At 74.6% G+C, this 24,016-nt stretch carries 18 protein-coding genes; 7 read left to right on the top strand and 11 right to left on the bottom strand.

Translation table 11 applies throughout. The annotated features are described in order from the left end of the window. Positions 1-10: 10 nt before the first annotated feature. Together BM093_RS06260 and BM093_RS06255 are read right to left on the bottom strand one after the other, a co-directional pair. Positions 11-1,351, bottom strand: a complete 1,341-nt coding sequence (locus BM093_RS06260) for a glutamine synthetase family protein (RefSeq protein ID WP_093338530.1) — start codon at positions 1,349-1,351, stop codon at positions 11-13. Between the two features lie 84 nt (positions 1,352-1,435). Beyond that, complete coding sequence (locus tag BM093_RS06255; RefSeq protein WP_245773336.1) at positions 1,436-3,082, bottom strand: alpha/beta hydrolase; 1,647 nt, start codon at positions 3,080-3,082, stop codon at positions 1,436-1,438. Positions 3,083-3,265: 183 nt separating this feature from the next. Between BM093_RS06255 and panB the strand changes: the two genes are divergently transcribed. Next, positions 3,266-4,129, top strand: a complete 864-nt coding sequence (gene panB, locus BM093_RS06250; protein ID WP_093338528.1) for a 3-methyl-2-oxobutanoate hydroxymethyltransferase — start codon at positions 3,266-3,268, stop codon at positions 4,127-4,129. Here the strand turns inward: panB and BM093_RS06245 are convergent. Beyond that, complete coding sequence (locus BM093_RS06245) at positions 4,120-5,286, bottom strand: glutamate-cysteine ligase family protein (protein ID WP_093338526.1); 1,167 nt, start codon at positions 5,284-5,286, stop codon at positions 4,120-4,122. The two genes, panB and BM093_RS06245, sit on opposite strands and share 10 nt — an antisense overlap. A gap of 180 nt (positions 5,287-5,466) precedes the next feature. Between BM093_RS06245 and BM093_RS35785 the strand changes: the two genes are divergently transcribed. Together BM093_RS35785 and BM093_RS06240 are read left to right on the top strand one after the other, a co-directional pair. Continuing rightward, the gene (locus tag BM093_RS35785) at positions 5,467-5,631 is read left to right on the top strand and encodes a hypothetical protein (protein WP_177238296.1); all 165 of its coding nucleotides are present in this window, start codon (positions 5,467-5,469) and stop codon (positions 5,629-5,631) included. Between the two features lies 1 nt (position 5,632). Then, positions 5,633-6,430 carry a hypothetical protein gene (locus BM093_RS06240; protein ID WP_093338523.1) on the top strand — a complete coding sequence of 266 codons (798 nt, stop codon included), beginning with the start codon at positions 5,633-5,635 and terminating at the stop codon, positions 6,428-6,430. Positions 6,431-6,455: 25 nt separating this feature from the next. Here the strand turns inward: BM093_RS06240 and BM093_RS06235 are convergent, their stop codons facing one another. The 3 genes from BM093_RS06235 to BM093_RS06225 form a co-directional block, all read right to left on the bottom strand. After that, positions 6,456-7,223 carry a maleylpyruvate isomerase family mycothiol-dependent enzyme gene (locus BM093_RS06235; protein ID WP_245773335.1) on the bottom strand — a complete coding sequence of 256 codons (768 nt, stop codon included), beginning with the start codon at positions 7,221-7,223 and terminating at the stop codon, positions 6,456-6,458. Continuing rightward, positions 7,220-8,059, bottom strand: coding sequence for a fumarylacetoacetate hydrolase family protein (locus BM093_RS06230; RefSeq protein ID WP_093338521.1), 840 nt, complete (start codon positions 8,057-8,059; stop codon positions 7,220-7,222). Before BM093_RS06230 ends, BM093_RS06235 begins: the two co-directional genes overlap by 4 nt. Before the next feature lie 128 nt (positions 8,060-8,187). Continuing rightward, complete coding sequence (locus BM093_RS06225) at positions 8,188-10,566, bottom strand: xanthine dehydrogenase family protein molybdopterin-binding subunit (RefSeq protein WP_093338518.1); 2,379 nt, start codon at positions 10,564-10,566, stop codon at positions 8,188-8,190. A gap of 133 nt (positions 10,567-10,699) precedes the next feature. Between BM093_RS06225 and BM093_RS06220 the strand changes: the two genes are divergently transcribed. After that, a complete protein-coding gene (locus BM093_RS06220) occupies positions 10,700-12,349 on the top strand; it encodes a fumarate hydratase (RefSeq protein WP_093338516.1) in 1,650 nt (549 codons plus the stop codon). 66 nt (positions 12,350-12,415) lie between these two features. On the opposite strand, the gene BM093_RS06215 is transcribed toward BM093_RS06220, so the two are convergent. The 3 genes from BM093_RS06215 to BM093_RS06205 form a co-directional block, all read right to left on the bottom strand. Then, complete coding sequence (locus BM093_RS06215; protein WP_218162679.1) at positions 12,416-15,145, bottom strand: bifunctional acetate--CoA ligase family protein/GNAT family N-acetyltransferase; 2,730 nt, start codon at positions 15,143-15,145, stop codon at positions 12,416-12,418. A gap of 68 nt (positions 15,146-15,213) precedes the next feature. Beyond that, positions 15,214-16,386 carry an acetoin utilization protein AcuC gene (locus tag BM093_RS06210; RefSeq protein ID WP_093338514.1) on the bottom strand — a complete coding sequence of 391 codons (1,173 nt, stop codon included), beginning with the start codon at positions 16,384-16,386 and terminating at the stop codon, positions 15,214-15,216. A 61-nt stretch (positions 16,387-16,447) separates the two neighbouring features. Continuing rightward, positions 16,448-17,398: a sulfurtransferase gene (locus BM093_RS06205; RefSeq protein WP_425439106.1), complete on the bottom strand. Its 951-nt coding sequence runs from the start codon at positions 17,396-17,398 to the stop codon at positions 16,448-16,450. A 72-nt stretch (positions 17,399-17,470) separates the two neighbouring features. Between BM093_RS06205 and BM093_RS06200 the strand changes: the two genes are divergently transcribed. Next, positions 17,471-18,193 (top strand): iron-dependent transcriptional repressor DtxR, encoded by a 723-nt coding sequence (locus tag BM093_RS06200; RefSeq protein ID WP_093338511.1) that lies wholly within the window; start codon positions 17,471-17,473, stop codon positions 18,191-18,193. A 147-nt stretch (positions 18,194-18,340) separates the two neighbouring features. Then, positions 18,341-19,309, top strand: coding sequence for a UDP-glucose 4-epimerase GalE (gene galE / locus BM093_RS06195; RefSeq protein WP_093338508.1), 969 nt, complete (start codon positions 18,341-18,343; stop codon positions 19,307-19,309). Positions 19,310-19,416: 107 nt separating this feature from the next. On the opposite strand, the gene BM093_RS06190 is transcribed toward galE, so the two are convergent. Next, positions 19,417-20,703: a DUF4192 domain-containing protein gene (locus tag BM093_RS06190; protein WP_093338506.1), complete on the bottom strand. Its 1,287-nt coding sequence runs from the start codon at positions 20,701-20,703 to the stop codon at positions 19,417-19,419. A 452-nt stretch (positions 20,704-21,155) separates the two neighbouring features. Here BM093_RS06190 and BM093_RS06185 point away from each other — a divergent pair, with 452 nt between their 5' ends. Next, positions 21,156-22,646, top strand: a complete 1,491-nt coding sequence (locus BM093_RS06185; RefSeq protein ID WP_093338503.1) for an FGGY-family carbohydrate kinase — start codon at positions 21,156-21,158, stop codon at positions 22,644-22,646. A 28-nt stretch (positions 22,647-22,674) separates the two neighbouring features. On the opposite strand, the gene BM093_RS06180 is transcribed toward BM093_RS06185, so the two are convergent. Further along, positions 22,675-23,616: a M23 family metallopeptidase gene (locus tag BM093_RS06180; protein WP_245773333.1), complete on the bottom strand. Its 942-nt coding sequence runs from the start codon at positions 23,614-23,616 to the stop codon at positions 22,675-22,677. Positions 23,617-24,016: the final 400 nt, after the last annotated feature.

Raw genomic sequence — 24,016 nt, 5'->3', positions numbered from 1 at the left:
GTCTGTGTTCCTACAGCACCGGCAGGTAGGTGGCCAGCTCGTGCGGGGTCACGTTGCGGCGGTAGGCGTCCCACTCGGCGCGCTTGTTCCGCAGGAAGAAGTCGAAGACGTGCTCACCGAGGTACTCGGCGACCAGCTCGGAGCGCTCCATGAGGTCGAGCGCCTCGGTCAGGTTCTGCGGCAGCAGCTCGTAGCCCAGCGCCTTGCGCTCGGTGTCGGTGAGGGCCCAGACGTCGTCCTCGGTCGCCGGCGGCAGCTCGTAGCCCTTCTTGATCCCGGTCAGCCCGGCGCCCAGGATCACCGCGTAGGCCAGGTACGGGTTGCAGGCCGAGTCCAGGGTCCGGACCTCGACCCGGCGCGAGGACGACTTGCCCGGCGAGTACATCGGCACCCGGACCAGCGCGGACCGGTTCGCGTGCCCCCAGGACACCGCCGTCGGGGCCTCGCCGCCGGTGATCAGCCGCTTGTAGGAGTTGACCCACTGGTTGGTGACCGCGGTGATCTCCCGCGCGTGCCGCAGCACGCCGGCCACGAACGCCTTGCCGGTCGCGGACAGCTCGTACGGGTCGTCGGGGGCGTAGAAGGCGTTGGTGTCGCCCTCGAACAGCGAGAAGTGCGTGTGCATCGCCGAGCCGGGGTGCTCGGAGAACGGCTTGGGCATGAACGACGCGCGCACGCCCTGGGTCAGCGCGACCTCCTTCACGACGTAGCGGAACGTCATGAGGTTGTCGGCCATGGTCAGCGCGTCGGCGTAGCGCAGGTCGATCTCCTGCTGGCCGGGGCCGCCCTCGTGGTGGCTGAACTCCACCGAGATGCCCATCGACTCGAGCGTCTCGATGGTGTTGCGCCGGAAGTGCGGTGCGACGTCGTGGCTGGCCTGGTCGAAGTAGCCGCCGGAGTCGGCCGGGATCGGCCGGGAGCCGTCGTCGGGCAGGTTCTTGAGCAGGTAGAACTCGATCTCGGGGTGCACGTAGCAGGTGAACCCGGCCTCGCCCGCCTTGTTCAGCGCGCGGGTCAGCACGTGCCGCGGGTCCGCCCAGGACGGCGACCCGTCCGGCATCGCGATGTCACAGAACATCCGCGCCGAGTAGTGCTCCCCGCCGGACTCCCACGGCAGCACCTGGAACGTCGACGGGTCGGGCTTGGCCACCATGTCCGACTCGTAGACCCGGGCGAAGCCCTCGATGGCCGAGCCGTCGAAGCCGATGCCCTCCGCGAAGGCACCCTCCAGCTCGGCCGGCGCGATGGCCACCGACTTGAGGTAGCCGAGCACGTCCGTGAACCACAGACGGACGAAACGGATGTCGCGCTCCTCGAGCGTGCGGAGGACGAACTCCTGCTGGCGGTCCATGCGGCGGAGCCTAGGAAGCCCGTGTTACGGGACTGTATCCGGGGTGTGCGGGCGGCCCGGCCCGCACACCCCGGCACGCTCGGATCAGGCCGGGGCCAGGGTGCACTCGGCACCCTCGTCCGGCAGCTTCAGGTCGATCAGGTAGTCGACGGCGTAGCGGTCCACGCAGGGGTCGCCCTGCAGGGCGGCGGTGTGCTGCTCGCCGTTGACCTTCAGCAGGCTGCCGCCGAGCTGGTCGGCGAGGTCGACCCCGGCCTGGTACGGCGTCGCCGGGTCACCGGTGACCGACACCACGAGCACCGGCGGGAGTCCCTCCACCTGCGGCGTGTGCGGCTCGCTGGTCGGCGGCACCGGCCAGAACGCGCACGAGTCCCGGGCACCGACCGGGCCCCGCCCGGTGGACCGGAACGGAGCCGCCTCGTCGGCCTTCTGCGCCAGCTCGAGCGCCTCCTCGGGCTCACGCAGCGGCGGCTGGTTCACGCACGTGATCGCCTGGAACGCCTCCAGCATGTTCGTGTAGCGGCCCTGCTGGTCACGCTGGTAGTAGAGATCGGCCAGCGTCATCAGGAAGTCGCCGTTGCCGTTCGCGACCTGCGAGATGCCCTGCTGCAGGGCGGGCCACAGCTGGGAGACGTAGAGCGCCTGGCTCACCCCGGTCTGCGCGTCGTTGAAGCTGAGCATGCGGCCGTCGCTGGTCGGGACCGGCTGGTCGATCAGCGGCTGCATGATCGTCTGGAACGCCCTGGTCGCCTGCGCCGGGTCGGTGCCCAGCGGGCAGTTCGGCTTGCTCGTGCAGTCCGCGGCGAAGGCGTCGAACGCCTGCTGGAACCCGGCGTTCTGCTTCACCGTCGAGTCCATCGTGGTCTGGGTGGGGTCGACCGCCCCGTCCAGCAGCAGCGCCCGCACGTTCTGCGGGAACGCCTCCGCGTAGGCGGTGCCGAGCTCGGTGCCGTAGGAGAAGCCGGCGTAGGTCATCTTCTCGTCGCCGACCGCGGCCCGCAGGACGTCCATGTCCTGGGCGACGTCGCGGGTGCCGACGTGGGCCAGCACGTCGGCACCGGTGCGCTCGGTGCAGTGGTCGGCGAACTGCTTGTTGAACGCCTCGGCCGCCGCCACCCCCGCCGGGGACGGGTCGGCGAAGACCTTGGTCCGGGCGTCGTCGACCTCCTCGTCGGTCTGGCAGTCGATCGCCGGCTCGCTGGCCCCGGTGCCGCGCGGGTCGAAGCCGATGAGGTCGAACCGGTCACCCAGTCCGTTGTCCGCCCAGGTCGCGCCGGTGCTCGCCATGAACGAGGTGCCCGAGGCGCCGGGGCCGCCCGGATCGGTGAACAACGAACCGATCTTGTTGCCGGTGGCCTTCTTGCGCAGCAGGGCGATCTGCATGGTCTCGCCGTCGGGCTGGGCGTAGTCCTGCGGGACGGTGACCCGGGTGCAGTCGAACTGGGGGTCGGCGAACGCCTGACGGTCGTCGTCGGACCGCGCGTAGTCGGCACACGGGCCCCAGCTCAGCTGCTGGTCGTAGAACTGCGCGAGCTCCGGCGCCGGCTGCGCGGCGGGCTGCTGCTCGGAGCTCGTCCCGGCCCCCGAGCAGGAGCCCACCAGCATCGTCACCGCCGCGGCGAGCGCCACCGCACCGGCGACCCGGCCGCGCCGTCGCCGCCCCGCCCGTCGGACCGGCGGTACGGCGTGTCCGGCATGTCCGGAACGAGGGCGCGGCAGGCGGGGGAGCATGACGGGGAGCATGCCATCGACCCCCGACGGTGACCGGGTACGGGGGTTGGCCGGGCGCCGGGTGAGCGTTCCCACACCGGCGCCCACCGGGGCGGCACCGCTGCCACCCTGGCGATCGCCACCGACGGCGAACCCGGGGACCCGCGATCTGCGCGGGCCTCGAGGCACGGAAGGAGCTCACTGGTGAGCACACACGACGGCGCGCCCGCCGGGAACGAGGCAGAGGCCCCGTACCGGACGACCGCGAGCCCGAAGCGGACCCGCGTCCACCACCTGCTGCAGTGGAAGCAGGAGGGGCGGCGCTGGCCCATGCTGACCGCCTACGACGTCTACTCCGCCGAGATCTTCGACGACGCCGGCATCCCGGTGCTGCTGGTCGGCGACTCGGCGGGCAACAACGTCTTCGGCCACGACAACACCATCCCGGTGACCGTCGACGACATGATCCCGCTGACCCGGGCCGTCGTGCGCGGCGCGCGCAGCGCACTGGTCGTCGCCGACCTGCCCTTCGGCAGCTACCAGGTCTCCCCCGGACAGGCCCAGGAGGCGGCGTTCCGGTTCATGAAGGAGGCCGGGGCGCACGCGGTGAAGCTCGAGGGCGGCGCCCGGTTCGCCCCGCAGATCGAGGCGCTGACCGCGTCCGGGGTGCCGGTGATGGGCCACCTCGGCTTCACCCCGCAGAGCGAGCACTCGCTCGGCGGGTTCCGGATCCAGGGCCGCGGCGACGCCGCCGACAAGCTGGTCGAGGACGCGCTGGCCGTCCAGGAGGCCGGGGCGTTCGCCGTGGTGCTCGAGATGGTCCCCGCCGACGTCGCGAAGCGGGTGACCGGTGAGCTGCGGATCCCGACCGTCGGGATCGGTGCCGGGCCGGACTGCGACGCCCAGGTGCTGGTGTGGTCGGACATGGCCGGCATGAACCGCGGGAAGGTGCCACGGTTCGTCAAGCGCTACGCCGAGGTCGGCGCGGTGCTGCACGACGCGGCCGCGGCGTTCGCCGCCGACGTCCGCGGCGGCGCGTACCCGGCCGAGGAGCACAGCTACCGCTGACCCCGGACTCCGGCGGCGGGGCTCCGGCTCAGGCCCGCGATCCCGCCGCCGGAGCGGTACCGGGCGAGCATCCGGTCCGCCGGGGTCTCCCGGCGGGCCAGCCGCTCGCGCAGCATCGCCCAGCCCGCCTCGTGCCCGGGCCGGTCCCGCAGGGCGGCCTCGGCGGCGTCGAGCACGGCCTGCGACCCGGCCCGGATCGCCGGGTCGGACCACCCCCGCAGCGCCACGTGCCGGTGCGCGGTCACGTCCGGGGTCCGCCGCCTGCCGGGCAGCGTGCGGTCCAGCAGCAGCCCGGTGAGCAGCCCGAGCAGCGCACCGAGCAGGCCCGGCCCGCCCCCGTCGGCCGGCTCCTCCTCCGGGATCGCCGCGACGGCGTCGAACGCCTTGAACTCGATCCGTCCGATCTCCCCCGGGATGCCGGCGTGCCGGACCAGGCTCGGGTCCGACGGCGGCAGCACCGCGTCCGGCGCGAGGTAGGCGAGCGCGGCCGGACGGGCCCCGGTCCGCCGCGACGTGCGCGCGGAGAGCCCGCCCCACGGCCGCCCGTCGCGGAACGGCGAGGAGAACGACCACGGCACCAGGTACGGGCTGTAGTAGGTGAGCTTGGCGGCCGCGTCGGCCAGCACCGCCGGGTCGCTGCCGGCCTCGGGGAACGACAGGTTCAGGTCCGGGCCCCAGGTGACCATGTGCAGGTGCGCGGTCCGCTCCTCCGGCGAGTCGGCCATGAGCGCCCGCTCCCGCGCGTTCGGCGGCGGGTCGAGCCGGTACACCAACCGCACGGGGTGGTGCCCGAAGGCGACCGGGCGCAGGCCGTGCCGCCCGGCGACCCCGGCGAGCGTGCGCGCGTCGGCCGCGACGGCGGCCTCGGCGGCGGTCACCGAGTCGTGCACGACGGTGCGGATCTCGATGCCCTTCGGCTCGAACCGCAGCAGCTCGCCGTCCTCGTCGATCCGCTCGTAGCCCTCGGCGTACCAGCGCTTGAGCCGGATGCCCGCGTCACCGATCCGGAGGTCCTCCTGGCCGCCGGGGAGGTCCGGCAGCTCCCCGACGATCCGGGCGACCTCGGCGTGGCTGAGCGAGGTGAAGTCGGCGAGCGTGCCGTCCGGCCGCAGCAGCGCCAGCTCGTGTTCGATCCCGTACCGCGCCGCGCCCCGCATCGATCACCCCCGGTGTCCGTCCGGTCATGGACGGTACCGGCGCGGGGCCCCGGATCGATGTGATCCGTAACGTTCACCGCCTCACCCGTTCCGCGCTGGACAACATCGCTCGGAAGGGTCAGCCTGGTGACGGCGGCCACATCACGGTCCGCCCGGGGAACCCGGATCACGGGAGGCGTCATGAGACTGGGCCGCAAGATCGCCGAGGGATTCGCCGTCGACCACGAGGCCGACCGGCTCGCCGCCACGCAGGAACGGCCGGCACCCGTGCCCGAGCCCGAGGTCGCCGACTGGTCGCCGATCGAGCAGGAACAGCCGGCCCGCTCGGGGTCGCGCGAGGACTGACATGCCGGGCGGTCTGTTCCGCCGCACGCCGCTGGAGCGCCCGACCGGCCCGCTGACGGGGCACAAGCTGGCCTTTCCCATGCTGTCCGCCGACGGCACGACGGCAGGGTTCAGCGGGGTCACGCTCGGCCGTGCGCACGTGTACCGCACCGTCGACGACGCGGTGTGTGCCCACGGCTGCCGGCACTCCTGTCCGTCGCGCTGGTGCGACTGCGGCTTCTACTGCTTCCACTCCGACTCCGACGCCCGGGAGCTGGCGTGCGCGCCCGAGCACCAGGGCTCGGTGCTGCTGGAGGTGGCGGTGTCCGGGCGGTTCCGGCGCTACGAGCTGGGGCTGCGGTACTCCCGGCAACGGGTGCGCTCGCTGCGGATGCGGCCGTGCCGCTGCGGGGCGACGGTGTCGGCCCTGGCCGACACCGGGTCGGGGCAGCACGGCTGGCGGCGGCTGGAGCCGGTGTGCGCGCGCTGCGCCGGCGCCCGCCCGGTGCTCTCGCCGGAGCGGTTCGCCCGGCTCGCCGGGGTGACACTGCTGCCCGACGACGTCCCTGCCGGCCCGCTCGCGCCGGTCACCGCCGGCGGCGCCGGCCCGGACGGCCCGTTCGACGACCGCCCGCTCGACGACCGCCCGCTCGATGATTCGGCGTTCGGCCGCGATCCGCTCGACCGGGAACCGGCCGCCACCGCAGGCGCGGTCGCGGTGCTCACCGCGGAGATGGCGCTGCTGCAGGCCCGGCTGGACGAGATGGCCCGCCAGCTCGGACGGGCCACGGCCCGCCTCGACGACCTCGAGGGTCGGTAGAGCCGGCAGCGCCGGGCCCGTCCGCTCACAGCCAGGCGGGCAACGGCGGCGGGAGGTTCCCGCCGGCGTCGCGCAGGCCCTTCCCGAACGGGCGGCCGAGCAGCCAGGCGATCAGGTCCGGGGCCTTGCCACGCACCGTGCCGAGTTCACCCGGCACCGCGCCGTCGTCGGCGACCGGGCCGGGGCCGAACTCGCGCACCTGCCCCGTCCTGGCCTCCTCCAGCCGGACGTGCGGGCAGCCCGGCCGGGTCTCGAGCATCGTGACGACGTCGGCGACCAGCGCCCGGCGCATCGGGATCGGCAGGTCCTTGAACGACGCCCCGACGTCGAGGTCGACGGCGTGGATCCACACCTCGCGCGCCCGCATCCAGGGCACCGCGGCCGCGGTGATCGCACCGCCCTGGGCGTTGCGGACCGGCGCCGACCACGCGGCCTCGGGCAGCCTGCGGACGACGTCGGCGAGCCGGTCCGAGGTCGCCACGACGTCCGCGCGGATCTCGTCGGGCGTGCGGGCCGCACCGGCGGCGATGTCGGCGTCCCGCGCTGCCGCACCCGGGTAGGCCGGTGTCTCGGTCCCGGTCCGCGCCCAGGTCAACAGGTTGACCATCGCGTCGGCGTTGCGGGCGATGTGGGTGAGCACGTGCGCCCGGGTCCAGCCGGCCAGCAGCGAGGGCGCGGTGAAGGCGTCGTCGCCCATCCGCGTCATCAACCCGCGCAGGTGCGCCTGCCCGTCCGCCGCCCAGGCCAGCGCCTCGGCCAGGGACGGGGCTACGTCGGGTTCCCCGCCGGTCACGGCACCGCCCGGGCCACGTTGCGGCACTCCCCGACCCCCTCGACGGACGTGACGATCTCGCTGCCGTCGGTGAGGTAGCGCGGGGGCGTGCGGGCGTCGCCGACCCCGCCGGGAGTGCCGGTGGCGATCACGTCGCCGGGGTTGAGGGTGAGGATGGTGGACAGGTAGACGACCAGGTCGACGACGCCGAACACGAGCTGGTCGGTGGTCGAGTCCTGCATGATCTCGCCGGAGAGCTCGGAGGAGATGCGCAGCGCGCCGCCGTCGGCGGGGTCGGCCGGCAGCTCGTCCGCGGTGACCAGTGCCGGGCCGAGCGGGGTGGAGTGCTCCCAGGTCTTGCCCTGCAGGAACTGCTTCGTGCGGCGCTGGTAGTCCCGCATGCTCACGTCGTTGAGCACGGTGTAGCCGGCGATGGCGGCCCGCGCCGCCTCCGCATCGGCGTGCCGGACCGACCGGCCGATGACCACGGTCAGCTCGGCCTCGTAGTCGACCCGCTCGGACTGGGGCGGGAGCTCGATCTCGTCGCGGGCCCCGATCAGCGACGGCGCGAACTTCGCGAACAGCGTCGGGTACTCAGGCAGCTCGTTGCCCATCTCCTGCACGTGGTCGCGGTAGTTGAGCCCCACGCAGATGATCTTCTCGGGCGACGGGATCAGCGGCGCGTGGTCCAGACCGGCCGCGTCGTGCACCGGGCCGTCGGCGTTCGCGGCGTGCTCGGCCCAGTCGGGGCGCTCGAGCAGCGCGCGCACGTCGGCCTCCCCCGTCTCGACGGCGCTGTCGCCGTCGAGACGCACCGCCCGGTGCCCGGTCGCGGTGCGGATCGTCGCGAGCCTCATGGTGCGCGTGCCTCCCAGTCGTCCCTGTGTCGCCTCGGTCTCCGGCGGAGAGTCTGCGACACCGGTCCCGGTGGGGACACGCAGGGGTGGCGCCGGCCGGTGGGCGCGGCCGGCGCCACACCCCGGGGTCAGATCGCCCCGGCCTCGTCGTCGGACGACGCGCCGCCGCGCTGCGGCAGGTCCTCGAACACCGCGGGCGGCTCGTGCCAGGCGCCGTCCGGAGCCCCGGCGCGGGCGGCGGCGACCGCCCGCCACACCCGCTCGGGCGTGCAGGGCAGGTCGACGTGACGTACCCCGAGGTCGGCGAGGGCGTCCACCACCGCGTTCTGCACCGCCGGGGTCGAGCCGATCGTCGCGGACTCGCCGATCCCCTTGGCGCCCAGCGAGTTCAACGGCGTCGGGGTCTCGGTCGTCGCCGCCTCGAAGTCGAACATGTCGGCCGCGCTCGGGATCGTGTACGCGGCGAGGCTGGAGGTGAGCGGCTGGCCCTCGTCGTCGTAGCGGACCTGCTCGTAGAGCGCCTGCGCGATCCCCTGCGCCATCCCGCCGTGCTGCTGGCCCTCGACGAGCAGCGGGTTGAGGATCCGGCCGCAGTCGTCGACGGCCACATGGCGCAGCGGGACGACGCGCCCGGTGTCGGTGTCGACCTCGACGACCGAGACGTGCGCCCCGAACGGGAACGTCGCACCGGCCTGCTCGGAGTCCAGGCCCACGTGCAGGGTCTCCCCCGTCTCGCCGGCCCGGCGGTGCACCTCGGTCCAGGTCACGGTCGGCCCGCCGGGCACACCCGCGACGCCGAACGTGCCGTCGTCGGTGATCTCGACGTCCTCCGCGGACGCCTCCAGCAGCGTCGCGGCGATCGTGCGGGCCCGCTCGTAGAGCTCGTGCGCCGCCTCCGACACCGCGGTGCCGCCGAGCTGCAGCGAGCGCGAACCGCCGGTACCGGCACCGCGCGGCACCCGCGCAGTGTCCGACTGCACGTAGGTGATCCGGTCCAGGGGGATCCCCAGCCGGTCGGAGACCAGCATCGAGAACGACGTCGCGTGTCCCTGCCCGTGCGCCGAGGTGCCGGCCGAGACCGTCGCGGACCCGTCGGCGTGCACGGTGACCGAGCCGTACTCGCCGCCCCCGCCACCGGCGGTGACCTCGACGTAGACCGACATCCCGAGACCCAGCCGGACCGGGTCGCCCGCGGCGCGGCGCCGCGCCTGCTCGGCGCGCAGCTCGTCGTGGCCGACCAGTCGCAGCGCCTCGCGCAGCGGCAGGTCGTAGTCGCCCACGTCGTAGGTGGCGCCCGTCGGCGTGGTGTGCGGGAACGCGTCCGGGGCGAGGAAGTTGCGCCGGCGCAGCTCGACCGGGTCCATGTCCAGCTCGGCCGCGGCGAGCTCGACCAGCCGCTCCAGGTGGGCGGCCGCCTCGGGCCGCCCGGCCCCGCGGAACGCGCCCATCGGCGTGGTGTTGGTCAGGGCGGACGCGGCGTCGTAGCGGACCTTCGGGATGTCGTAGACCCCCGTCGCCATCAGGTAGGTCATGTGCAGCGGCAGCGCGCCGCCGAACCCGGCGTAGGCACCGGCGTCGCCGATCACCCGGGCCCGCAGGCCGGTCATCCGGCCGTCCCGGGTGAGGCCGAGCTCGTAGTAGCCCACCTGCCCGCGACCGTGCGGCATCGAGACCAGGTTCTCCGAGCGGGTCTCGACCCACGCCAGCGGGCGGCCGAGCGCACGGGCCGCACCGACGGTCGCGGTGTGCTCGGCGAGCAGGCCCGCCTTGGCACCGAACCCTCCGCCGACGTGCGGCGCGATCACCCGGACGGTGCCGGGGTCGAGGCCGAGCACCTGGCAGAGCTGGTTGTGGAAGCCGTGCGGCATCTGGGTGGAGACGTGCAGGGTCAGCGCGTAGCCGTCGTCCCCGTCGGACCGGGGGTCGGCGACGATCGCGTTGCCCTCCAGCGGGACCGCGGCGACCCGCTGGTTCTCCATCCGGACCCGGACCACGACCTCGGCGTCCTCGAGCGGGTCGCCGTCGGGGCCGCGCAGCCCGGCGGCGAGGTTCGACCCGTACTCGGGGAACTGCAGCTCGGCGCCCTCGGCGAGGGCCGCCTCGGGGTCGGTGACGGCGGGCAGGGGCTCGTAGTCGACCTCGACGAGCTCGGTGGCGTCGACGGCCGCGGCCCGGGTCTCGGCGACGACCAGCGCGACGGCCTCGCCGACGAACCGGACCCGGTCGGTGGCCAGCGGCGGGCGCGGCAGCTCGGGGTTGAGCACCATGAGGCCGTGGTGGGCGGGAAGGTCCAGGTCGGCGGCGGTGTGGACGGCGAGCACGCCGGGCGCGGCGGCCGCCTCCGCCGTGTCGATTCCGGTGACGAGCGCGTGCGCCAGTGGCGACCGGACGAAGGCCACGTGGGCCAGGGAGTCGAGCCGGAGGTTGCCGACGTAGGTGCTCGCCCCGGTGATCAGGTCTGCGTCCTCGACGCGACGGACCGATGTTCCGAGGATCGAACCAGGCATGTGAGCGACGTTACCGCATCAACCGGAGGGTCATCCGGTTACGGCCGCGCCGTGTCGTGAGCGGCCGGGGTCACGCGTCGGCTGCGTCTCCACCTGCGGTCACGGCCCGACCTCGCCCGGTAGCGTCCCGTCCATGCCCGAGTTCCACCACACCGACGTGCTCCCGCTCGGCCCGGACGACACCGAGTACCGCGAGCTCGACCTGCCCGCGGGCTCCGTGACCGAGGCCGCGGGCCGGACCTTCCTCGAGGTCCCCCCGGAGACGATCACCGGTCTCGTCCGCGCCGCCGTGACCGACATCCAGCACCTGCTGCGGCCGTCCCACCTCGCGCAGCTGCGCGCCATCATCGACGACCCGGAGGCCTCCGGCAACGACCGGTTCGTCGCCACCGACCTGCTCCGCAACGCCTGCGTCTCGGCGGGCGGGGTGCTGCCGATGTGCCAGGACACCGGCACCGCGATCGTCGTCGGCAAGAAGACCGAGACCGTGCTGACCGGCGGCGACGACGAGGCGTCGGTCTCCCGCGGGGTGTTCGAGGCCTACCAGGAGCTGAACCTGCGGTACTCGCAGATGGCGCCGATCTCGTTCTGGGACGAGAAGAACACCGGCACCAACCTGCCGGCCCAGGTCGAGCTGTTCGCCAAGCCCGGCCGGGACCCGTTCTACGAGTTCCTGGTGATGGCCAAGGGTGGCGGCTCGGCCAACAAGACCTTCCTCTACCAGGAGACCAAGGCGCTGCTGAACCCGAAGCGGCTCGCGACGTTCCTGGACGAGAAGCTGCGCTCGCTGGGCACGGCGGCGTGCCCGCCGTACCACCTCGCGATCGTCGTCGGCGGCATGTCGGCCGAGTACAACCTCAAGGTCGCCAAGCTCGCCTCGGCGCGCTACCTGGACGGCCTGCCGACCGAGGGCTCCCCGCTGGGGCACGCGATCCGCGACACCGACCTGGAGCAGCAGGTGCTCGAGCTGACCCGCAACTTCGGGATCGGCGCCCAGTTCGGTGGCAAGTACTTCTGCCACGACGTCCGCGTGATCCGCCTGCCCCGGCACGGCGCCTCGCTGCCGGTCGGTGTGGCGGTGTCCTGCTCGGCGGACCGCCAGGCCAAGGCGAAGATCACCCCGTCCGGGGTCTACCTGGAGCAGCTGGAGCGCGACCCGGCCCAGTACCTGCCGGACGCGGTCGCCGAGGACCTCTCCGGCGACGTGGTGCAGGTCGACCTGAACCGCCCGATGGACGAGATCCGTGCCCAGCTCTCGCAGCTCCCGGTGAAGACCAGGCTGTCGCTGACCGGGCCGCTGGTCGTCGCCCGCGACATCGCGCACGCGAAGATCGCCGAGCGGCTCGACGCGGGCGAGCCGATGCCGCAGTACTTGCGCGACCACGCGGTCTACTACGCCGGCCCCGCCAAGACGCCGGAGGGCTACGCGTCGGGCTCGTTCGGGCCGACGACGGCCGGGCGGATGGACTCCTACGTGAAGCAGTTCCAGGAGGCCGGTGGTTCGCTGGTCATGCTGGCGAAGGGCAACCGGTCCAAGCAGGTCGTGGACTCGTGCGCCGCGAACGGCGGGTTCTACCTCGGCTCGATCGGCGGCCCGGCCGCGCGGCTGGCCCAGGACTGCATCCGCAACGTCGAGGTGCTCGAGTACCCCGAGCTCGGCATGGAGGCGGTCTGGAAGATCCAGGTCGAGGACTTCCCGGCGTTCGTCGTGATGGACGACAAGGGCAACGACTTCTTCGCCGACACCTCCGCGCCGACACTGCAGGTCAGCTTCCGCAGCTGACGCCGCACCACGCGCCTCCGCCGTGCCCGGGCCGGGTCCCGGGCACGGCGCCCGCGCACGTCCTGCTCAGCGGAGCCGACGGGGGCCCGTGTCGCGCCGGTCCGGTACCGGGCCGACCGTCACCCGCGCCCCCGTGACGAACACGCCCTCCGGTGAGGCCAGCACCGGGTTCAGGGCCAGCGCCCGGACCTGCGGGATGTCCTCGGTGAGCCGTCCGAGCCGCAGGACGACGTCCTCCAGCGCGTCGGTGTCCGCCGGCTCGGTGCCCTGGTAGCCGGTGAGCAACGGCGCCGCCCGCGGCGCCCGGATCAGCCGCTTGGCGTCCTCGGTGGACACCGGCAGCACCCGGTAGGCCCGGTCGTCGAGCAGCTCGGTGGCCATTCCGGACAGTCCGAACGCGAGCAGCGAGCCGAACGACGGGTCGTCGACCACCTCGATCTTGCAGGACGTGCCCTTGGGCGCCATCCGCTGGACGTAGACCTCGTCGGACCCGGTGAGCCGGGCGAGCTCGGCGTGCGCGGCCCGCACGGCGTCCGGGGACACGAGGTCGAGCCGGACGCCGACGAAGTCGCCGCGGTGGCGCCACTGCTCCCCGGTCGTCTTGAGCACCACCGGGTAGCCGAGCTCGTCGGCCGCCGCGGCGGCGGCGTCGGCCCCGGTGACCCGGCGGAAGGTGATGACGTCGAGCCCGTAGCAGCCGAGCAGCTCCACCGCCTCGTCGTCGTCGAGCTCGTGCTCGGCGTCCGCCCCGAACGAGGCGACCAGCCGGCGGGCCCGCTCGGTGTCGACCCCGTCCGGCACGACGAACTCGCCGACCGGGGTGTTGCGCCACTCCGCGTAGCGGGCCACGCGGCCCAGCGCGGACGTCGCCCGCTCCGGGCTGGCGTAGCTGGGCACCGAGCCGCGCCCCGGCGTCCCGTCGGCCTGCGACACCGACAGCTCCTCCGGGATGCCCTCGACCGCCAGGAACACCGCGAGCACCGGCACCCCGGCGTCGGCGGCGGCGTCGCGCAGCGCGTGGGCGTGTGCGGTGCCCTCCACGGCCACCGGCGGGACGAACACCGCGATGAGCGCGTCCGGCTGGTCCTCGCCCGCGAGCTCGCTCTGGACCGCCTCGGCGAACTTCTCGGGCGAGGCCTGGGTGCCGACGTCCACCGTGTCACCGGCGAGCTCGAGCCCCTCGTCCAGCAGGCCGTCGGCGACCAGCAGGTTCACCGCCGTCGAGTTGCCCACGACCGCGACCCGCCTGCCGGTCGGCAGCGGCTGGTAGGCCAGCAGCAGCGCGGTGTCGAACAGCTGCGGCAGGGTCTGCACCCGGATGACCCCGGACTGCTCGAACAGCGCCTGGACGCTGGACTCGTCGATCTGTGCCGCGACCGAGGCCAGCGACGGCAGCGGCCCGGTGTGCCGCCCGGACTTCACGGCGACGATCGGCTTGGTCCGGGCCAGCCGGCGCGCGACCCGCGCGAACTTGCGCGGGTTGCCGAACGTCTCCAGGTAGAGCAGCACCTGGTCGGTGTCCGGGTCGGTCTGCCAGTACTGCATGAGGTCGTTGCCGGAGACGTCGGCGCGGTTGCCTGCGGAGACGAACGAGGACAGCCCGAGCCCGCGCGAGCGCGCGTTCGCGAGGATCGCGGTCCCCAGCGCCCCGGACTGGCAGAAGAACCCGGTACGGCCGGGCCCGGGCAGTGCCGGGGCCAGGGTCGCGTTCAGCCGGACGGCCGGGTCCGGGTTGGCGACCCCGAGCGCGTTCGGGCCCACCACCCGCATGCCGTGCGCACGGGCCTCGGCGACCAGCCGCCGCTCGGCCACGGTGCCGCCCCCGCCGACGTCGGCGAACCCGGAGCTGATCACCACCAGTGCCTTGACGCCCTTGGCCAGGCAGGAGTCCATGACCTCGTCGATGTTCGCGGCCGGGACCGCGACCACGGCCAGGTCCACCTCGTCCGGGATGGCGGTCACCGACGCGTACGCCCGCACGCCGCGCACCGACCGGGCGTCCGGGTTCACCGGGTAGACGGGGCCGGTGAACCCGGCGAGTAGCAGGTTCGAGAGCACCGCGTGCCCGAGCTTGGTCTCGTCCGCGGACGCGCCGATCACCGCGACCGAGGTCGGGTGCAGCAGGTTCGCGACGCTGCGGGCCTCGGCGGCCTGCTCGCGCGAGTCCCGGACCGCGATCGACTTCTCGGTCGGGTCGATGTCGAACTCCAGGTGCAGCACGCCCTCGGCGAAGGCCCGCTTGACCTGGTAGCCCGCCTCCCGGAAGACCCGGACCATGGCGTGGTTCTCCACCAGCACCTCGGCCTCGAAGCGCGACAGCCCGTTCTCCCGGGCCGCCGCGGCGAGGTGCTCGAGCAGGATCGAGCCCAGGCCGCGGGACTGGTGGTCGTCGCGGACGACGAACGCCACCTCGGCGGAGGAGACCGGCTTGTCGGTGCCCGCTCCCTCCTGGGAGGCCGCGCCGCCGTCGGGTGTCAGGCCCTCGTACCGGCCGATCGCGATGATCTCGTCGCCGAGCAGGGCGAGGAACGCGACCCGGGTGCGGTGGTCGACGACGGTGAACCGCTCCAGGTCCCGCGGCGAGATCCGCGGGTACGGGCCGAAGTACCGCAGGTACCGCGTGCGGTCGGACAGCTTGCCGTGGAAGGTCAGCACCAGGTCGGCGTCGTCCGGGGTGATCGGTCGCAGGTGGACGATCCCGCCGTCGGAGGCAACGACGTCGGCCTCCCAGTGCCGGGGGTAGGGGTGGGCCCGCTGCTGCGGCTGCTCGTCGGTCGTGCTCGTCGTCGTGTTCACCGGTCGGTCCAGGGGTCGGTCGTTCCGCACGCTGCGGTCACTTCTGGCGGGTCGTTCCGCACTCGCTCTCAGTCCCTCGGGTCGTCGGGCTCGAGCCCGTGCAGGGGGAAGACCGCACGGCGGGTCTCCAGGATCGAGGAGTCCACCCGGTCGCCGTACGCGCCGCCCCACTTCTCGAACGACGGGTCCGCCCCGTCGGACATCGACACGGGCAGCGGGGCACGGGTGTGGGTCGACGCGGTCGCCGTCCAGTCCGCGGGGATCGTCGTGTCCGGGTCGAGGTCGCGGTCGAGGGAGACCGCGAGCAGGTGCGTCCAGGAGCGCGGCACCACCCGGTAGAGGGCGTAGCCGCCGCCCCCGAGCACCAGCCACTTGCCGCCCGCGGTGGTCTCGGCGAGCTCGCGCAGCGTCCGGTAGATCGCCCGGTGGCCGTCCACGGACAGCTCCAGGTTCGCCAGCGGGTCCTCGGCGTGGGTGTCCGCGCCGCACTCGGTGACCAGCACCTGCGGGCGGAACGACTCCAGCAGCGACGGCACGACACCGTGGAACGCGCGCAGCCAGCCGGCGTCCCCGGTGCCGGGCGGCAGCGCGATGTTGACCGCGTAGCCCTCGCCGTCGCCGCGCCCGAGCTCCCCGGCCCAGCCGGTGCCCGGCCACAGCGTCAGCGGGTGCTGGTGCATCGAGATCGTCAGGACCCGCGGGTCGTCGTAGAACGAGGTCTGGACCCCGTCGCCGTGGTGGACGTCGACGTCGACGTAGGCGATCCGCTCGTAGCCCTGGTCCAGCAGCCAGGCGATCGCGACCGAGCAGTCGTTGTAGACGCAGAACCCGGCGGCCCGGTCCGGCATGGCGTGGTGCAGGCCCCCAGCCAGGTTCACCGCCCGGTCGGCCCGGCCCTCGGCGATCTCCCGGGCCGCCGCCACCGAGCCCCCGGCGATCAGCGCGGCCGCCTCGTGCATGCCGAAGAAGATCGGGTTGTCGGCGGTGCCCAGACCGTGCCCGATGCCGAACGGCACCTCCGGGGCCGACCGCACCGCGGTCTGGTACCCGGGCGTGTGCACCCGGGTCAGCTCGGCCTCGGTGGCGGGCTGCGGCTCGACCAGCTCGATCCCGTCGAGGACACCGAGCCCGCGCGACAGCTCCATCATGAGGTCGAGCCGCACCGGGTTCAGCGGGTGGTCGTCGGACAGCTGGTAGGTCAGGAACTCCGGCGTCCAGACGACCGACGTGCGCGCGCTCATGGCACGCGACCGTATGCCAGGGATGCGCCGACGGCCACGCCACTCACCTCCTCCGCCCCGCTCACCGGTCCGCCACCCAGGGCCGGTCCCCGGTCGCGGCCGGCCGCTGCGGGTCGGCGCTCCACTCCGACCAGGACCCCGGGTAGAGCGCGGCCGGCGCCTGCGGGGTCGTCAGCCCGGACTCCTCCAGCGCCAGCACCACCGCGCAGGCGTTGATGCCCGAACCGCAGTAGGCGCCGGCCGGGACACCGGGTCCGACCCCGGCCGCGCGGAACCGCTCGGCGAGCACCCCCGCGGGCGCCCAGCGCCCGTCCGGGCCCGCGTTGGCGGCGGCCGGGACGTTGCGCGCCCCGGGGACGTGCCCGGCGCGCGGGTCGACCGGCTCGGTCTCGCCGCGGTACCGGGCCGCCGCGCGGGCGTCGAGCAGCACCCCGTCGCGGGCCAGGGCGGCGGCGCCGTCGGCGTCGACGACCGGCATGCCGCCGGGACGCACGACGAGATCGCCGGCCGGCGACGGCTCCGGCTCGGGCGCGTCTCCTCCGCTGCCCGCGACCGGCAGCCCCGCCTGCGCCCAGGCGGCGAACCCGCCGTCGAGCACCCGGACGCGGGCCGGGTCGACCCCCGCCCAGCGCAGCAGCCACCAGGCCCGCGCGGCGACCGAGCCGTCCGCGTCGTCGTAGGCGATCACCAGCTGGTCCGGGTCCCCGTCCCGCACCCCGGCCGCGCGCAGCACCTCCTGCAGCGCCGCGGGCTCCGGCAGCGGGTGCCGGCCACCCGGCCCGGGCGACGACGGTCCGGCCGCCAGCTCGGTGTCCAGATCGGTGAAGACCGCGCCGGGAATACGGCGGGCCGCGTGGTCGTCTCGTCCAGGAGGCCCGGTGAGCCGCCACCGCACGTCCAGCACCACCGGGACGGCGGTGCGTGGCGGTCTGTCTGCTCCGTCACGACCGGCGCGCGGCAGCAGACCGGCGAGGGCCTCGGGGGAGATCATGGAACCGGACACGGTGCCCATCCTGCCCCGGATGGGTGCGCCGTGCCCGGGGCTCGCCCTGGGTAGACTGGCCGTCGAACGAAGGGGCCCCACGTGAACGACCTCATCGACACCACAGAGATGTACCTGCGGACCATCTACGAACTCGAGGAGGAAGGTGTTGTCCCGCTGCGCGCGCGGATCGCCGAGCGCCTCGGCCAGAGCGGTCCGACCGTCAGCCAGACCGTCGCCCGGATGGAGCGCGACGGCCTGGTCGTCGTCGCCGGGGACCGCCACCTCGAGCTGACCGACGACGGTCGCAGCCGCGCTGTCGCGGTCATGCGCAAGCACCGCCTCGCGGAGCGTCTGCTCATCGACGTCATCGGCCTGGAGTGGGAACTCGTGCACGCCGAGGCGTGCCGCTGGGAACACGTGATGAGCGAGGACGTCGAGCGCAAGCTGCTCCGCCTGCTCGACAAGCCGACCGTGTCCCCGTACGGCAACCCGATCCCGGGACTCGACGACCTCGAGCAGGGCAACGACGTGCCGTCGAGCTCCTCCTCGGTCCCGCCCTCGCTGGAGGTCGGGCTGCAGCGGCTCGACGAGCTCGCCCGTCGCGGCGGCGGCCGGGTCGAGGTGCGCCGGATCGCCGAGCACGTGCAGAACGACGCGGACCTGATGGGTGAGCTGAAGCTCGCCGGCATCGTGCCGGGCCAGAGCGTCGAGGTCGGTGCCATCCCGCGCTTCGGGGACCCGGTCCCGGTGCACTCCACCGAGGACGAGAAGGCCACGGTCGCCCCGCTGGTGGCGCACGCCGTCCTGGTCAGGGCCCAGTAGCGGTCGCGACTGCCGGGACCGGGACCACCCGGACCGCGGCCACCCGGGTGCACGGCGGTCGCCGCCCGCGCCCGTGACATGCTCGCCCCGACGGCTCGGCGCCGCGGAGATCGGCGCCGCAGGGATCGGCAAGCGGGGAGGCCCGGGGTGAAGCTGCTCGTCACCGGCGGCGCGGGGTACGTCGGCAGTGTGTGCGCGGCGCACCTGCTCGAGGCGGGACACGAGGTCGTCGTCCTCGACGACCTGTCCACCGGGCACCGGGACGCGGTCCCCTCGGGCGCGACGTTCGTCGAGGCGGAGCTCGGCGCGGGGGCCGACGAGGTGCTCGGTGCGGGCGGTTTCGACGGGGTGCTGCATTTCGCCGCCCGCTCCCTGGTCGGCGAGTCGGTGACCGAACCGGAGAAGTACTGGTCCGGCAACGTCGTCGCCTCGTTCCGGCTGCTGGAGGCGATCCGCCGGCACGCGGTGCCACGGCTGGTGTTCTCCTCGACCGCCGCGACCTACGGCGAACCGGACCAGGTGCCGATCCCCGAGTCCGCACCGACCCGCCCGACCAACCCGTACGGGGCGAGCAAGCTCGCGATCGATCACATGATCACCTCGTACGCCACGGCGCACGGGCTGGCCGCGACCAGCCTGCGGTACTTCAACGTGGCGGGCGCCCACGTGGCGGGCGACACGCACCTCGGTGAGCGGCACACGGTCGAGACCCACCTGATCCCGCTCGTGCTGCAGGTCGCCTCCGGTACCCGCGAGTCGATCTCGATCTTCGGTGACGACTGGCCGACCCCGGACGGCACCTGCGTGCGCGACTACATCCACGTCGACGACCTGGCCGATGCCCATCTGCTGGCGTTGCAGCACTCCACCGCCGGTGACCACGCCGTCTACAACCTGGGCAGCGGGCACGGCTTCTCGGTGCTCGAGGTCGTCGAGACCTGCCGGTCGGTCACCGGTCACCCGATCCCGGCCGTGGTCGCCCCGCGCCGGGCCGGCGACCCCGCCGTCCTGGTCGCGGCCGGGCACCGGGCCGCCGAGCAGCTCGGCTGGAAGCCCTCGCGCACCGCGCTGGCGCGCATCGTCGCCGACGCGTGGGAGTTCGCCCGGGGCCGCTGACCGCGCCACCGGGCTCGCCGCCCGGCCCTGCACCGGCACCGGACCGGTCGCGGACTCCCCCGGCGCCGCCCGGCGGATCACCGGCCGGAGCACCGCACCGGGGCCGGTCACCGTGCCCCCGCCGGGCCGGGGTCGCCGTGGGTGTCGCCGCCGTCGCCGGCTTCGGCCTCCGCGAGCACCGCGTCGAGCAGGCGGCGCAGCCCGGCCGGTCCCGTGTACGGGCCCGGCGTCGCCCCCGGGGTCACCGCGGCCCGCAGCGACGTCTCGACCACGGTGGCCACGACGTGCCCGGGCCGGTCCGCCAGTGCGCGCTCCACGGCCAGCCCGGCGAGGGCACCGTCGCCGCGCAGGAGGGCGCAGACGGCGAGCAGCGCCGCCGTGTCGGCCCGCCCGGCTCCCGGCAGCGCCCGCGTGAGCGCCGCCCAGAGCTGCTCGGCGTGCGGTGCGTCCGGCCCGAGGCTGCGCCGCAGCGCCTCGTCCCGGAAGCCGGGGTCGGCGAAGGCCGCGCGGAAGTCGAGCGCGAGGCGGTCGTCGATCACGAGCCGGCCCTCGGCCGCCTCGGCGAGCGCCACGTCGAGCAGGCCGCCGGGGTCGCGGGTCTCCCGGTCCCCGCCGTCGGGGGCCGGTCCGGCGCCGGCTGCGCACACCACCCCGGCCCCGCTCGGCGCTCCGCCGTTGCCGCCGGCGCCGGCCCGGGCACGCAGCCGCGACCGGCGAGCGCGGTCGGCGCCGTCACCGTCGAGCTGGGCGAGCACCGCGGCCCGGTCCGGCAGTACGGCACGACCGCCCTGCACCGCCGCCGCGACCGCGACGGGGGTGGCACTCGGGTCCGGCACCGTCCCGGCGCAGCCACAGTCCTGCCCGGGCAACGGGTAGCAGCTCCACCGGTCACCGGCCCGGGTCCCCGAGGCCCACAGCACGGCCATCGGGTCGATACCGGCCCACCGCAGGGCCCGGCGCGCGGCGACCGCGACGTCACGCCGGGGCCCGTTCCGCGCTGCCGGCACCGCGGCGCCGCCACCCACGACCACGACGACCGCCCGGGCCGGGTCGCTGCCCGCCAGCACGGAGACGGCCTCGTCGCAGACGCGACGCACCGCCCTCCCCTGCGGCAGGTCGAGACGCAGGGTGAGGCCGACCCGGCCGCGGAACTCCGGACCGGCGAGCCCGACCAGGACCAGCGAGTCCTCGGGATGGAACCCGATCAGGACCGGTACCGCGGCGACCAGGTCCGCCGGGTCGGTGAGCCGGATCCGGGCCGGCGCGGTGCCGCCCGGCGCCCACGGCCACGGATCGGCCGGGGTGCCACCCGGCGGCCACAGCGGCGTGGCCGCGGCAGTGGGCGGCCCGGGGTCGGGCGGTACCGGGTCGGGCGGCACCGGGTCGGGCGGCACGGGGTCGGGCGGCGCCGGGCTCGGCGGCGCAGGGCTCGCCGGCGCAGGGCTCGCCGGCGCGGGACTCGCCGGCGCGGGACTCGCCGGCGCGGGCTCGGAGAGCGCGGGGCTGGACGGAGCGGGGGCTCGCGGCTCCCCCCGCGCGACGTCCGCGGCGGGCGGAGACCCGGGGCGGGCCGGGGAGCCGGGTTCGGGCTGCGGCAGTGCGGTCATGGCGCCGAGGGTGGAGCAGCGGGACGACGGACGGCGCTCGCCGGGGCCGGGCCTGTGGACCGAGCGCCCCGGACCCGGTTCCGGAGGGGGTGTCGTGGACAACTCGGCCGGTGCGGGGTGCGGCCCGGGTCCGAGTGTCGGTCCCCTGTGCCGGCGGCGGCGGGCGGCCCGCTCCCGGTCGTGGCAGTGCTTCGGACGGCGCCGATGCGCCCGGACACCGCACCCGGTAGGAAAGGACCATGCAGGTGTACCTCGGTGTCGACATCGGAACCTCCGGCTCGAAGGGCGTCGTGGTCGACTCCGGGGGCCGGGTGCTCGCCCGGGCCGACCGCGCACACGAGACCGCGCAGCCCCGTCCCGGGTGGGTCGAGCACGACGCGGAGGCCATCTGGTGGGGCGACTTCGCGGCGATCGTCCGCGAGCTGCTCACCGCGGTGCCGGACGCCGCGCCCGCCGGCCTCGGTGTCTCCGGGATCGGCCCGACGCTGCTCCCCGCGGACGCCGACGGCCGGCCGCTGCGTCCGGCGATCCTCTACGGCGTCGACACCCGGGCGGGCACGGAGATCGACGAGCTGACCGCCGAGCTCGGTGCCGAGCAGATCCTCGCCCGCGCCGGGACGCCGCTGTCGTCGCAGGCGGTCGGGCCGAAGTGGCGCTGGCTCGCCCGGCACGAACCCGAGATCCACGAGCGGACGGCGCTGTTCCTGATGTGCTCGTCCTACCTGGTGCACCGGCTCACCGGGGAGTACGTGCTCGACCACCACTCGGCCAGCCAGTGCGACCCGATGTACGACCTCGAGGCGGCGGACTGGGCCCACGACTGGGCCGAGGCGACCGCACCGGGGATCGAGCTGCCGCGGCTGCTGTGGCCCACCGAGGTCGCCGGGCACGTCACCGCCGCCGCGGCCGCCGAGACCGGGCTGCCGGAGGGGCTGCCGGTCACCGCCGGGACCGTCGACGCCTGGGCGGAGGCGACCAGCGCCGGCGTGACCTCCCCGGGCGAGGTCATGGTCATGTACGGCACGACGATGTTCCTCATCGAGGTGATCGACCGCCCCCGGCCGCACCCGGCGATGTGGACGACCCGCGGCGTCGTCCCCGGCACGTTCACCCTCGCCGCCGGGATGGCGACCTCCGGCGCGATCACGAACTGGCTGCGTGACCTCACCGGGGAGGGCTTCACCCAGCTGGTCGAGGAGGCAGGTCGGGCCGCGCCGGGCAGCGGCGGGCTGCTGCTGCTCCCCTATTTCGCCGGGGAGCGCACCCCGCTGTTCGACCCGGACGCGCGCGGCATCCTCGCCGGGCTCACCACGGGGCACTCACGGGGCGAGGTCTACCGGGCTGCACTGGAGGGCATCGCACACGGTGTCCGGCACAACCTCGAGGTCATGCGCGAGGCTGGCGGCGGGACGAAGCGCCTGGTCGCGGTCGGTGGTGGCGTCCAGGGCGGGCTGTGGACCCGGATCGTCACCGACGTCACCGGCGTGCCGCAGGACATCCCGGAGCAGACCGTCGGTGCCGCGCTGGGCGACGCGTGGCTGGCCGCGGCCGCCACCGGGGCGGAACCAGAGCTGCGCCGGTGGAACCCCGTGGCGCGGACCATCCGGCCCGACCCGGTCGCCCGGGAGGTCTACGAGCGCTTCCACCCGCACTACCGCTCGCTCTACACCGCGACGCGGGAGACGGCACACTTCCTCGCCGAGGAACGGCGCCGGGCCGACCCGGCCTGACCGCTCGCCCGGGCCGCGCCGGGAACGATCAGGTGTAGCTGAACCCGTTGGCGTCGAGCCACGGCTTCGGGTTGATCTTCGTACCGCTCGGGTCGACCACCTCGATGTGCAGGTGCGGCCCGGTGGACTGGCCCCGGTTGCCGACCTCGGCGATCTGCTGGCCGGGCGTGACCTTCTGCCCGACCGTCACCAGGGAGCGGTTGATGTGGCCGTAGACGGTGACGGTGCCGTCGTCGTGCTTGACCCGGACCCACATCCCGAACCCGCTGGCCGAACCGGAGCTGATCACGGTCCCGCCCAGCGGGACGTGGATCGGGGTACCGATCGGGGCCGCGATGTCGAGGCCCTTGTGCTGGCTGCCCCAGCGGGAGCCGAAGCCCGAGGTGACTCGGCCGGACACGATCGACACCGCACCGCCGGCGGACGCGGACTGCAGTGACCCGGTGGCGCCGGCGGCGCGAGCGGCCTCGGCGGCGCGGGCACGCTCGGCGGCGGCCTTCTGGACCTCGGTCACCGAGGCCGCAGCACCCTCGACCGCCTGGGCGGCACCGGTGTGCACACCGGGGGCCACGGTAACGGCCCGGGCGGCGACCGAACCACCGGCCGCGGCCGGGGTCGCCAGCGCGGCGATGGTCGCCGAGTCGGCGATCGGCGCCGCCGGAGCGGCGTCGACCGGGGCGCGGGGGGCGGGCACCGCGGCGGCGTCGGACGCGGTGGCCGCGGGGGTGGCGTCGAACCAGGCCGCCGGCGACGGGAGCTCGCCGGAACCGACGGTCGCGTGTGCGGCGCCGGCGATACCGCCGACGGCGACGACCGCGGCCGCGATGCGGGTGGACGCGGAGATCCGGGAGCCCTCGAGGGACGACCCGGAGGAACCGGGCGGGGAGTACCCGGCGGGGGCGTGCGTGCGGGAGCGCCGGACGCGGGGTCCGGTCGGGAACGCGCCGACCGGCCCTCCGACCCCTGCCACCGCGAACTGCGGTGACAGGAGCCCGAGGCTCGCGCTTCGGCCCTGGGGGGAGCGATGCCGTGCCACGATCTTCCTTCCAGATCCCGGAACGGCGGACAACCCGTGGGGAGCGGGCGGCCCGTCGGGGGTCGGGCTGCGTCCGGTTCGTAACCGTTCCGTGATCCGTGGGCCACGCTAGCCAGCGACCCGCGGACCGCAAACACGAATGAGTGATCGCGAGACCACCGGGACGCGACGGGCGGTGAGCGGACGTTCGGTGACGAGAAGGGCCGCAACCTGCCGTTCACCGCAGCGACCACCGGGGCCGCACACCACTCCCACCCCTCTGACCTGCAGTGACGGTGGTGCCCCGTGGACTGGCGAGTGGTTCGACCGGTTGCCTGCCTGTGGCCGCGGTCAC

The organism is Pseudonocardia ammonioxydans (assembly GCF_900115005.1).
Classification (GTDB): domain Bacteria; phylum Actinomycetota; class Actinomycetes; order Mycobacteriales; family Pseudonocardiaceae; genus Pseudonocardia; species Pseudonocardia ammonioxydans.
The sequence above is the reverse complement of the archived record's forward strand: the minus strand, read 5'-3'. Positions and strand labels throughout refer to the sequence as shown.